The 12,266-nt window shown below is 55.8% G+C and carries 9 protein-coding genes; 4 read left to right on the top strand and 5 right to left on the bottom strand.

Features of this window, described 5'->3' with window-relative positions:
• Window positions 1-141: 141 nt before the first annotated feature.
• Complete coding sequence (locus ACWKXT_RS21740; protein ID WP_454533380.1) at window positions 142-900, bottom strand: SDR family NAD(P)-dependent oxidoreductase; 759 nt, start codon at window positions 898-900, stop codon at window positions 142-144.
• A 119-nt stretch (window positions 901-1,019) separates the two neighbouring features.
• Here ACWKXT_RS21740 and ACWKXT_RS21735 point away from each other — a divergent pair, with 119 nt between their 5' ends.
• The 3 genes from ACWKXT_RS21735 (at window position 1,020) to ACWKXT_RS21725 (ending at window position 4,579) form a co-directional block, all read left to right on the top strand.
• Window positions 1,020-1,919: a LysR family transcriptional regulator gene (locus ACWKXT_RS21735; protein ID WP_119916287.1), complete on the top strand. Its 900-nt coding sequence runs from the start codon at window positions 1,020-1,022 to the stop codon at window positions 1,917-1,919.
• Between the two features lie 50 nt (window positions 1,920-1,969).
• Window positions 1,970-2,995, top strand: a complete 1,026-nt coding sequence (yhjD, locus tag ACWKXT_RS21730) for an inner membrane protein YhjD (protein ID WP_454529509.1) — start codon at window positions 1,970-1,972, stop codon at window positions 2,993-2,995.
• Window positions 2,996-3,256: 261 nt separating this feature from the next.
• Window positions 3,257-4,579: an MFS transporter gene (locus tag ACWKXT_RS21725; RefSeq protein ID WP_454529508.1), complete on the top strand. Its 1,323-nt coding sequence runs from the start codon at window positions 3,257-3,259 to the stop codon at window positions 4,577-4,579.
• A 496-nt stretch (window positions 4,580-5,075) separates the two neighbouring features.
• Here ACWKXT_RS21725 and ACWKXT_RS21720 read toward each other — a convergent pair whose 3' ends face one another.
• Together ACWKXT_RS21720 and pdeH are read right to left on the bottom strand one after the other, a co-directional pair.
• The gene (locus ACWKXT_RS21720; protein ID WP_454533379.1) at window positions 5,076-7,118 is read right to left on the bottom strand and encodes an AsmA family protein; all 2,043 of its coding nucleotides are present in this window, start codon (window positions 7,116-7,118) and stop codon (window positions 5,076-5,078) included.
• A gap of 65 nt (window positions 7,119-7,183) precedes the next feature.
• The gene (pdeH, locus tag ACWKXT_RS21715; RefSeq protein WP_454529506.1) at window positions 7,184-7,957 is read right to left on the bottom strand and encodes a cyclic-guanylate-specific phosphodiesterase; all 774 of its coding nucleotides are present in this window, start codon (window positions 7,955-7,957) and stop codon (window positions 7,184-7,186) included.
• Between the two features lie 229 nt (window positions 7,958-8,186).
• On the opposite strand from pdeH, the gene kdgK reads away from it, so the two are divergent.
• Complete coding sequence (gene kdgK / locus ACWKXT_RS21710; RefSeq protein WP_454533378.1) at window positions 8,187-9,116, top strand: 2-dehydro-3-deoxygluconokinase; 930 nt, start codon at window positions 8,187-8,189, stop codon at window positions 9,114-9,116.
• Between the two features lie 53 nt (window positions 9,117-9,169).
• On the opposite strand, the gene ACWKXT_RS21705 is transcribed toward kdgK, so the two are convergent.
• Both ACWKXT_RS21705 and ACWKXT_RS21700 read right to left on the bottom strand, forming a co-directional pair.
• Window positions 9,170-10,663 carry a M16 family metallopeptidase gene (locus ACWKXT_RS21705; protein ID WP_454529504.1) on the bottom strand — a complete coding sequence of 498 codons (1,494 nt, stop codon included), beginning with the start codon at window positions 10,661-10,663 and terminating at the stop codon, window positions 9,170-9,172.
• Window positions 10,664-10,889: 226 nt separating this feature from the next.
• Window positions 10,890-12,176 carry a dicarboxylate/amino acid:cation symporter gene (locus tag ACWKXT_RS21700; RefSeq protein ID WP_454529503.1) on the bottom strand — a complete coding sequence of 429 codons (1,287 nt, stop codon included), beginning with the start codon at window positions 12,174-12,176 and terminating at the stop codon, window positions 10,890-10,892.
• Between the last annotated feature and the right edge of the window lie 90 nt (window positions 12,177-12,266).

The raw sequence follows: 12,266 nt of genomic DNA, 5'->3' as shown, positions 1-12,266 counted from the left end.
TTCTACCGAGGCATTTTTTAAGAAAAAACTCAATGAATGGAGACGTTACAAATACGCCAGTGGTTTTTATATTTACCCGCATTTTGACACATCCACATTAAGGATTTCCTCAAAGGGGTTCCCTCCCCTTAAGTGAAAATATCAGAGGAACATTCCGCCAGACACTTCAATACGTTGTGCATTCATCCAGCCGAGCTTATCGCTAAGCAGTGCCGCGATGGCATCGCCAATATCGTCCGGCAGACCTACCCGCCCCAGCGCCGTCTGCGACGCCAGCATTTGATTAAGCTCGGCGTTGTCGCGCACGCGTCCACCGCCAAAGTCGGTTTCTATCGCCCCTGGCGCGATGATGTTAACGGCGATCCCGCGCGCGCCCAGCTCTTTCGCCTGATAGCGGGTCAGTACTTCCATCGCCCCTTTCATGGCCGCGTAGGTCCCTGAGCCCGGCTGGGTAAAACGGGCTAGTCCGCTGGAGACGTTAAGGATCCGACCGCCGTCGTTAAGCAGCGGCAGCAGGCGCTGCGTCAGGAAAAAGGGTCCTTTGAAATGAATGTTCAGTGCCTCATCAAACTGGGCTTCCGTCGTCTCGGTATAGGGCGCGTATAAACCCGTTCCGGCATTGTTCAATAAATAATCAAATGTTTCACGCTGCCAGACGCTAATAAGGATTTCCTGAAGCTGTCGGGCAAAATGATCGAAACTGGTAATATCCCCGACATTGAGCGGTAATGCCGCCACTTTGACGCCTTTTCCCTGAATTTCGCGTACAACGTCCAGCGCGTCCTGCTGACTGCGGTTGTAGGTGAGGATAATTCCCGTCCCGTCTGCCGCCAGCTTTAACGCAGCGTTTTTACCCAAACCACGGCTGCCACCCGTCACTAATGCGATACGTTCAGTCATCTTAAACCTCGTTTTGGCTGTTATGGAGATTGAGAAAGAGCTTATTAGGTGATAGAAAATCAATAAAGACGGGTTAAAACGCTTCACTGTTTCAGTGCAAACAACAATGAGCTTCCTCTATGGATAAAATTCACGCAATGCAGTTGTTTGTTCGCGTCGCGGAACTGGAAAGTTTTTCCCGCGCGGCAGAGACATTAACGCTGCCAAAAGGCAGCGTTTCACGGCAAATCCAGGCCCTGGAAAACCGGCTTGGCACCCAGCTACTGCACCGCACCACGCGCCGCGTCAGCCTGACGCAGGATGGCATGGTCTATTACGAGCGGGCAAAAGATCTGCTGGCGAACCTGGATGAACTGGACGGTATGTTTCAGCACGATCCGTCCAGCATCAGCGGACGGCTACGCGTGGATATGCCCGTCGGCGTTGCGCGAAATGTCGTCATCCCCAAACTGCCTGCGTTTTTACAGCAGTATCCGGGTATCGAACTGGAGCTCAGCAGCAGCGATCGTCTGGTGGATGTGATCCGCGAAGGGTTTGATTGCGTCGTCCGCGTGGGTTCCCTGAAGGACTCGGGGCTGATTGCCCGTCCGCTGGGCAAGCTGTCGGTGATTAACTGTGCCAGCCCGGACTATCTGGCGCGCTTTGGCTACCCCGACACGCTGGACGATTTGGGTTCACACGCCGTGATTCATTACGCCGCGATGTTGGGAAGCCGCCCTCAGGGCTTTGAGTTTTATAACGGCAGCGCAACGCAGTGGATAAAAACGGGCGGCGTGTTAACCGTCAACAGCACCGAAACTTACCAGGCCGCCTGCCTCGCCGGGCTGGGCATTATTCAGGCGCCGCGCGTTGGGGTGCGTGATTTACTGCGCGCGAAGAAACTGGTCGAAATCCTCCCGCAGTATCGTGCGGAACCGATGCCTGTCTCTCTGATTTACCCCCACCGGCGCAACCTCTCCCGCCGGGTGCATTTGTTTATGGAGTGGCTAACCGAACTCACAAAAGCTTACGTGGACTAGTCGCAAGCTATAATTCAGTAACATCCAGCCAAACGAAAAGGAAAAGACGCGTGACGCCGGAAAATAACCCGCAACGACCCACCCAACATTTAGAGTATGAACCCATCAAGAAGATGGAAACCGAGCCAGAAGAAGCTAAAGCCCCCGGTACCGCCAGCAAAGCGCTGGGTACCGTCACCAGCCTGGCAGAAAGAATTCAGCAGCTTCCCATGGTTGCGCATCTGATACGCGCGACCGAGCGCTTTAATGACCGCATGGGAAACCAGTTTGGGGCCGCCATCACCTATTTTTCCTTCCTGTCGATGATCCCCATTCTGATGGTGTCGTTTGCGGCGGCAGGTTTTGTACTCGCGTCGCACCCGACGCTGCTGCAGGATATCTTCAATAAGATCCTGAATAACGTCAGTGACCCGACTCTCGCCAGCACGCTGAAAAGCACGATTAATACCGCCGTGCAGCAACGTACCACGGTCGGGATTGTCGGTTTGCTCATTGCCCTTTACTCCGGCGTTAACTGGATGGGCAACCTGCGCGAGGCCATTCGCGCCCAGTCGCGCGACGTGTGGGAGCGCACGCCTCAGGATCAGGAGAAGATTTGGGTTAAGTATTTCCGTGATTTTATTTCGCTGATTGGCCTGCTCGTCGCGCTGATCGTGACGCTCTCGATCACCTCTGTTGCCGGTTCTGCACAGCAGATGATTATCTCGGCGCTCTATCTTGATTACATCGAATGGCTGAAGCCCGCCTGGCGCGGTATCGGGCTGGCGATCTCTATCTTCGCCAACTACCTGCTGTTCTTCTGGATTTTCTGGCGTCTGCCCCGCCATCGTCCGCGCAAGAAGGCGCTGCTTCGCGGAACGCTGATTGCGGCAATAGGCTTTGAAGTGATTAAAATCGTGATGACCTACACGCTGCCATCGCTGGTGAAATCCCCGTCCGGCGCGGCGTTTGGCTCGGTGCTGGGGCTGATGGCCTTCTTCTACTTCTTCGCGCGCCTGACCCTGTTCTGCGCGGCGTGGATTGCCACCGCCGAGTACAAAGGCGACACGCGAATGCCCGGTAAAACACACCGCTAGCTCCGCTCTCGGGCTGATATTTCAGCCCGACTCATCATTTCAGCATATAAATCCAGTCCGTAACTTTTATTTAACCGAAAACCAGTTTTATCAACCAATATTTAAAAACTGTGAAGCATTTCATGGAAGCATTTCGGCTGGTCTGAACATTATCCGCTTTTTGTTGCTTTTATCATCAGAACGCGGCCTTGTTACAGATTGAAATGTCGCTTTTGCTGTGCGTAATATGGCCTTTCGTTCGACAAACAATAAGAAAATATTATGCAAGCAACAGCCACAACACTCGACTCTGGTGCGGAAAACGTCCCGGTCAACTCGCGCAATAAAGTTGTCGTCGCATCGCTGATTGGCACCGCCATTGAGTTCTTCGACTTTTACATTTACGCCACCGCAGCGGTCATCGTTTTCCCGCATATTTTCTTCCCGCAGGGTGACCCGACGGCGGCGACGCTACAGTCTCTGGCGACCTTTGCCATCGCGTTTGTGGCGCGTCCGATTGGATCTGCGCTGTTTGGACACTTCGGGGATCGTATTGGCCGTAAGGTCACTCTGGTGGCCTCGCTGCTGACGATGGGGATCTCCACCGTGGCGATCGGCCTGCTGCCGACTTACGAAACCATCGGCATTCTGGCGCCGGTCCTGCTGGCGCTGGCGCGTTTTGGTCAGGGTCTGGGGCTGGGCGGTGAATGGGGTGGCGCGGCGCTGCTGGCGACCGAGAACGCCCCGCCGCGTAAACGCGCGCTGTACGGTTCATTCCCGCAGCTTGGCGCGCCAATTGGCTTCTTCTTTGCCAACGGGACCTTCCTGCTGCTCTCCTGGCTGCTGACCGACGAGCAGTTTATGAGCTGGGGCTGGCGTATTCCGTTTGTGTTCTCAGCGGTGCTGGTGCTGATTGGCCTGTATGTGCGTGTTTCCCTGCATGAGACACCGGTGTTTGCAAAAGTGGCCGCGGCGAAAAAACAGGTAAAGGTGCCGCTGGGTACGCTGCTGACCAAACACGTGCGCGTGACCGTACTGGGCACGTTTATCATGCTGGCGACCTACACGCTGTTCTACATCATGACGGTCTATTCCATGACCTACAGTACCGCCGCCGCGCCGGTTGGGCTGGGTCTGCCGCGTAACGAAGTGCTGTGGATGCTGATGATGGCGGTCATTGGGTTTGGCGTGATGGTACCGATTGCCGGCCTGCTGGCGGATAAGTTTGGCCGTCGCGCGAGCATGATTACGATCACCACGCTGATCATTCTGTTTGCTCTGTTCGTCTTTCCGCCGCTGCTGAGTTCAGGTAGTCCGGCGCTGGTGATGGCGTACCTGCTGATTGGTCTGAGCCTGATGGGGCTGACCTTCGGCCCGATGGGCGCGCTGCTGCCGGAGCTGTTCCCGACGGAAGTGCGTTATACCGGCGCGTCGTTCTCCTATAACGTCTCGTCCATCCTGGGCGCGTCTGTGGCGCCTTACATCGCCACCTGGCTACAGGCAAATTATGGTCTGTTCTACGTGGGCGCTTATCTGGCGGCTATGGCGGCGCTGACGCTGATTGCGCTGCTGCTGACCCATGAGACTAAGCATCAGGCGCTGTAATTTATTGCGGCCTGATGCCCTCATCCCGACCCTCTCCCACAGGGCTGAGGGATCCCCACAAATTAATGCGAGCAGCGAATTATCCCCTCTCCCTTTTGGGGAGAGGGTTAGGGTGAGGGGAACATACGGCAGCAGTGGTCATTCCGTTCACTTTATATTCCTTGCTACTCTGTGATTCCTGTACCGGTGAACGTGCCAGGGCGGCTCAATCGCCGCCGCCCTGGCAACCCGGGCTCCCGGCGGTAAATCGCCGCTTCGCGGTGCCTTCGGCTAATTCCTTCCGGCTTATCGGGGACGGGCGGAGGTAACGTCCATGTAAAGCCCGCCCTCTCGGCGCATCCCTGCGCCTCGCCCCGGCCTGCAGGAAACGCCTCAGCGATTTACAGCCGGACCAGGGCGTCGCTGCAAGTCTTTCATTTTCCTGAAGTAACATTCATCGCTTCGTGTAGAGAAATTACTGGGGCTCCCTCTCCCTTTGGGAGAGGGAGAAAGGGAGCTATTTCTTCATCTGCGACAAAATATTCCGGCACTGATTCGCCTCGCCTTCTGACGGCGAAATCAGCGCCAGCAGCGCCGCAGCGGGCGTCACCAGTGTGGCAAGCGCTGCCGCTACTGCACCACGCGCAATCAGCGGCCCTGGCTTGACGCCCGCCTGCGGATTTTTAAAGGTCCCGCGCACGTAAAGCGGCGAGCGCAGGGTGATGATACGAATCCCCTTACTTTCCGGATCGATGGTCAAATCCAGCTGCTCGGAGGCCATACTGGCGGTACCGGTGACGTTAATCACCGCGTTTTCCGTGTCGAAGGCAAATATCTGCGGACGCGCCACGCCGTTCACCAGATCCAGATTCGCCGCTGCGCAGTTCACCCGCACCTCGTCATCACCAAAGATTTGCCCGATGATAAAGTTACCGACGTTCAGCCCCAGGATCTCCATCAGGTTGCGGCTGACCAGACCGTCGTTCATCAGCAGTTTCAGGTTACCGTTTCCGCTGCCCAGCAATGCCGCCACGGAATTCCCCACCCCGCGAATGTCAGCATCACCGTTCATTTCACCGAGGGTTTTCTGCATGAGCTCCACGTTCGGCATCAGCTCTTTCAGCTTCAATCGACGCGCCTGGATCTCCGCCCGCCCCTGCATCGGCTTTTTATCGCCTTCCAGGTGAATGTTTGAGGAAATCGTCCCGCCCGCCATGCCAAACTTCAGCGGCTGCAGGCGCAGGTCGGCATTTTTCAGGATGATATGCGTCGAGAGATCGCTCAGCGGCAGCGTGCTGCCATGCTCAATCTTGCGTCCTTTGAAGCGCACATCCGCATCCATCACGTCCCACTTATCGGTTTCAAAGCGATCGTAAGGCAGTACTTTTCCCGCAGGCTGAACGTCTTTTTTGACCTCTTTTGATTTGGTGCCTTTACCGGAATCCACGCCGATCAGCGGGCCCAGATCGGCCAGACGCAGCTGACGAGATTCAACATCCCCTTCCAGTTTTGGCCGTGGTTTTCCGGTGGTGTAGGTCAGCGTGCCGTGAATATCACTGTCGCCGATGCGGCCGTTGAAATCCCGGTAGTCAAAAACGGACGATTTTTCGGTATCGATTTTGGCAACCAGATGCCCGTCCGTTTCAAACGGCGGGGTATCCGGCAGCAGTACGCCGGTCAGTTCATACAGCTCGCCCAGCGAGTCACCGGCAAACTTAAGCTGCAGGTCAACGCCCCCCATGTTCATCGGGTCGTTCACCGTCCCCACAAACGCCACGCGCGTATTCCCCGAGCGGAAATCCGCCTGCACCGGGAACGGCGTGCCTTCGCTCCGGAGCGCCAGCATGCCGCCGATTTTCCCTTTCCCGGTCAGCGGCTGGCCGTTGTAGCGCCCTTTTGCCGTCAGGCCAAAGACATAATCACCCGCTTTGGCGTTATCACCTTTCGCTTTATTGCCCGTGACTTCGCTAAACGGCAGCGGTTTGCCCAGCGGATCGACCAGGATCTCCACGTCCGCCTTGCTGACCTTATCGTCGATGACGATCCGCCCGCGATCGAAAAGAATATTGTCCAGACGGAATGACCATGAAGAGGGTTTAGCATTCGGATCCTTTTCGCCGTCGCTGGCAAGGTTAAACGTCCAGTTGTTGTTTTTTTCAGAGAGGCGGATCAGGCGCGCATCAGGCTGCTGGAGCTTGATCCACGGCAGATAGACGGTTTTGGTCAGGAGCGCCAGCGGTGCCAGCGTGGCCTCCACGCGCGGCAGGTGCACCATGGTCACTTCAGGGATATCCGGCGGATTGCCGAGGATGATGTCGTCGGCGTGGACGTGTGGCCATGGGATCCAGCTTCGCCAGCCGGTCTCCTCTTTCTGACGCTCCCATACCACACCCAGATCGCCGCGAATGGCGAAGGGACGGTTCAGCTCAGTTGAGACTTTCTGGTTGATGGTCGGCTTAAGGCGGTTCCAGTCAAACGTCGCAATAATGACGACGACAACCACGATCAACAACAAGAAAATCCCTGTAGTCCAGGAAATGACCCTGGTTGTTTTTGTCATTGTTATCCCCTTTCCTGATGACCTGTCCTGTAAAACTATAGTCCAGACAAAGGGAAGCGGGGTTATCAGAGGGTCGTTCTGACGCTTTCGAGGAGATCCATTGGCACGGGACGAGAGAGGAAATAGCCTTGCGCCGCCGCTGCGGGAGAGTTTTGCACATCACGCCACTCTTCCAGCGTTTCCACGCCTTCAACAATTACACCCTGGCAATAGCGGTTCATCAGCTGTAATAACAGCGTGAACAGATTCCGCCCTTCCGGGGTCTGGCGCAGCATGATGAACAGATCGCGGGCCACCTTGATGTAGTCATAGCGCACTTCGCTGAGGGCCGAGAAGTTCGCCATACCGGTGCCAAAGTCATCCAGCCACAGCGGGCCAAATTCACACATCGACGCAAAAGAGGAGTCCTGCGGCAGGCGAACATGCTCCACCAGTTCAAAGCGCAGCCACGGCAGGGTAGCGATCAGCTCCTGCAGCTTCGCGTTCTGACGCAGCGCCAGCAGGGTTGGGCCATCAACGTTAACCGAGGCGAGGAGAGTATGCTGCTCGAAAAAGGCCTGTTTCGTCGCCAGCATACGGAGCTGCTCTTCCAGCACGTCCAGACGCTGGCGAACGGCAACTTCGGCAAAATAGCGATCCGGCGCGATACGCTGGGAAGGATTTGACGGGTGCGTGACAACGGTCAAAATTTCAATTGCCATCAGTCGACCATCCGTTCGGTAGATCGGCTGCCAGGTGTACGCGCGCTCACATTGCAGCCAGTAGCGATGCTCCTGCAAGTTCTCAATACTTGCCTCAGGCGTAGTGCTCAGCCGCTGGATAACCTGCTCTGACTTCATTTCAGATGTCCTGTTGTTGGGATGGCCTTTCTGGACTCGTCAATGGGTTATCGGCCCGACAATTGAGAACTTTATGTTCAATTCACCGCGAAAATGAAATTAAGATGACAGAAATTTTCCGGAACACGTGCTGGCTCAAATAAAATAATGGAACGTCGTTTTAATATAGTTGACCATCTAATTCACTCAGCGCACACTGCTGAAAATTCTACTGTTCAGGTTCACGACTATGTCCAAAAAAATTGCCGTGATTGGCGAATGCATGATTGAGCTGTCACAAAAAGGCGCGGAAGTCAGCCGCGGATTTGGTGGCGATACGTTAAACACCTCGGTTTACATTGCCCGTCAGGTTGCGCCTGAGGCACTCACCGTGAACTACGTTACCGCCCTGGGTACGGACAGCTTCAGCCAGCAAATGCTGAAAGCCTGGCAGAGTGAACATGTTGAAACATCGCTGATCCAGCGGATGGAAAACCGTCTGCCTGGGCTTTACTACATCGAAACCGACAGCACCGGCGAACGGACGTTTTATTACTGGCGTAACGAAGCGGCGGCCAAATTCTGGCTGGAGAGCGACGCTGCCACAGCCATCTGCAAAGAGCTGGCGACGTTTGACTATCTCTATCTGAGCGGCATTAGCCTGGCAATTTTAATCCCGGCCAGCCGCGAAAAGCTGCTCTCGCTGCTGCGCGAATGCCGCGCCAACGGCGGGAAGGTGATTTTTGATAACAACTACCGCCCGCGCCTGTGGGCCAGCCGTGAAGAGACGCAGCAGGTCTATCAGCAGATGCTACAGTGCACCGATATCGCCTTCCTGACGCTCGATGATGAAGATGCCCTGTGGGGTGAAAAACCGGTCGATGACGTGATTGCGCGCACGCAGGCGGCTGGCGTGAGAGAAGTGGTGATTAAGCGCGGCGCGGAGTCGTGCCTGGTCGCGATTGCGGGTGAAGCGGTGGTTGAGGTTCCTGCTGTGAAGCTGGCCAAAGAGAAAGTGATTGATACCACCGCGGCGGGGGATTCCTTCAGCGCGGGCTACCTGGCGGTACGTCTGACGGGGGGAACGCCGGAAGCAGCAGCACAGCGTGGTCACCTGACGGCCAGCACCGTGATTCAGTATCGCGGGGCGATTATTCCGCGCGAGGCGATGCCTGTTTAGTCTCCTTTCCCCCTAACCCTCGCCCCTTTGGGGAGAGGGTCGGGGTGAGCGGTTTACTGCCCCTGCGGAATATCCGTCGCGTCCGGGTGTAAATCATCCGCCGTAGCCGCCTGCGCTGGCTGCGGTGCGGTGACCATAATGGAATCCCAGGTCTTCTGAAGTTCCTTCATGTCATATTCCGGCTCGCCTTTCGGCTGCAGGAGGATCAACGCCATATCCTGCGACAGCTGCTGACGTAAGTCCTGATTGAGCATATCCACGGTCAGACCGTTGAGGAAATCCTGACGCAGCTTCTGGTATTGCTCAGGCGCAATGTCGACAACCTGATTCTGCAGGGAGCGAATCCGCTGGCTGATCAGAATATCGGTATCGGCGCGAGCATAGGTGGCAAACAGCTTCTGCAGCTCCAGTTTTTTCTGGGCCAGCAGCGCGTTGAATTCCTCTTCAGAGAGGCCCTCTTTCCGCACTTTTGCCAGCTCTTTCGCCACTACACCGAGATTCGCATTCAGCTTATCGCCCGGCGATTCAACGTTAATGGCGCATTGCGCACGCTGGAACAGCACGCGACAGTCAAAGCCAAGACCAATATTCTTCACGTTGTTTTTACTGAGCGTTTGCTGAACGTGCCAGAACAACGCTTCACGCGCCAGATCGGCACGCCAGTAGCGCAACAGCGCGGCGGACTCGCGGATAGGCTGCCACGCGTTATCCCACATCACGGAGAGGCGGTCCTGGCGCACGGTGTCTGTCATGATGCTGACAGGCTCGGCGCGCAGCGGGGAGAGTGTCGGTACAGGGGCTGGCGTTTCACGTTTGCCCTTCAGATCGCCAAACGCTTTGTTGATCTGCTCAACCACCGCGCGGCTATCCACATTGCCGACGACAATCAGCGTCATCGCGTCCGGGGTGTACCATTTCTGGTAGAACGATTTCACCTGTTCGGCATCCACCGGCTGCTTCAGCGGCTCCGCCGGATCGTGACCCAGCAACGTTGAGCCTTTCAGGCGGTAACGCCACCAGCCCTCTTTGGTATCCACAGGCCAGGTCGCCACCATGTCGCTGTTGCTCAACGCATAGTTCACGGTTTCCGGCGTAATCGCCAGGTTGCCAGAGGCATCAGAGAGATACGTAAGGGCTTCTTTAAGCAGGTCGTTACGGTTATTTGGCAGGCTCAGGTTAAACATGGTGTAGTCATAGGAGACCACAGCCGGGGGAAGCGGGCGTTTCGGGTCGATGGCCTGTTGCCACAGCGAACGCACCTGAACTGCCTGCAAGCTGCCGCTCTGGGTGAGCGCCAGACGGGGAATAAAGTGGCTAAAACCGGTTTGCTGAGTGCTTTCCGTAAGGGAGCCGGTATTAACGGACAGACGGATTTCAATACGATCGCTGGGACGTTGCGGTGTGGACAAAACCTGCCACTGAAAACCATTCGCTAACGTACCTTGTTGCCAGGCCGGGTCTGGCTGGAGCGCATCTGCCTGCACATAACTGGCTGCTGCCATCATCAGCAAACCGCCGGTTAAGAGTCGAATTTTTGTGCCCTGCATGTGAACCCCTGATCAACATTCCTGGTTAAAAAGAGTGTCTCGCGACGCGCTTCACTCTAAAAGATGACGATGAAAACACGTCGATTAGACCGCGCGTTCGGCAAAACGTCACGGTCCGCAGTGAAATATACCCAAAAAAAATCTTGTCGAATTATGACAGGTATGAACAGTTATTATGCGCAGGAGCCCGCATCCCGACAAGGGAATGCGGGCATTTGTGACAAGATTAGGAGGTTAAACCAGGCGTTTTGCTATCAGACGCGCGATTATTCAGCGTATCGTCGAGTTTTTTGTGATCCAGCTCCTTCACCCATTTCGCGACCACGACCGTTGCCACGCCGTTACCCACCAGGTTGGTTAACGCACGCGCTTCCGACATAAAGCGGTCAATACCCAGAATCAGCGCCAGACCGGCCACCGGCAGATGCCCCACCGCAGAGATGGTGGCCGCCAGCACGATAAAGCCGCTGCCCGTTACGCCCGCCGCCCCTTTAGACGAGAGCAGGAGCACCACCAGCAGGGTGATCTGATGGAAAATATCCATATGGCTGTTGGTTGCCTGAGCGATAAACACCGCCGCCATCGTCAGGTATATCGAGGTACCGTCCAGGTTGAAGGAGTAGCCCGTCGGGATCACCAGGCCGACGACCGATTTACGACACCCCAGCTTTTCCATCTTGTCGAGCATACGCGGCAGCGCCGATTCTGAAGAGGAAGTCCCCAGAACAATCAGCAGCTCTTCGCGGATGTAGCGGATAAATTTGAAGATGTTGAAACCTGTCGCACGGGCGATGGAGCCCAGCACCACCACCACGAAAAGGATACAGGTGATATAGAAGCAGATAATCAGCTGACCCAGCTGGACCAGCGTACCGACGCCATACTTACCGATGGTGAAGGCCATTGCACCGAAAGCACCGATCGGCGCCAGGCGCATGATCATATTGATGATGCCGAAGATGACCTGCGAGAAGCTTTCAATCACGTTGAAGATAAGCTGGCCTTTGCTGCCCAGACGGTGCAGGGCAAAGCCAAACATCACGGCAAACAGCAGCACCTGCAGGATGTTTCCGCTGGCGAAGGCGCCGATGACGCTGCCAGGGATGACGTCCAGCAGGAAGGCGACCACGCCCTGATCCTTCGCCTGCTCGGCATAGACCGCGACCGCTTTGGCATCCAGCGTTGACGGGTCAACGTTCATACCCGCACCAGGCTGTACCACGTTGACGATGATCAGACCAATAATCAGAGCCAGGGTACTGACCACTTCAAAATAGAGAAGCGCTACTGCACCGGTACGGCCTACCGCCTTCATGCTTTCCATGCCAGCGATGCCCGTCACTACCGTACAGAAGATTACCGGGGCGATGACCATTTTGATGAGCTTAACGAACGCGTCGCCAAGCGGTTTCATTTGCGCGCCCAGTTCCGGGTAATAGTGACCCAGCAGAATACCGATGGCGATGGCTGTCAGGACCTGGAAATAAAGACTTTTGAAGAGTGAGGTTTTCATAGGGTGTCCTTGGGAAGAAAAACCACAGGCTTTGTAAGGTTATGGTTAACCTGCGGCTCTAAAATAACACCCGTATAACAGGACAGAAAT

This window comes from Enterobacter sp. UPMP701, from assembly GCF_053709515.1.
The sequence above is the reverse complement of the archived record's forward strand: the minus strand, read 5'-3'. Positions and strand labels throughout refer to the sequence as shown.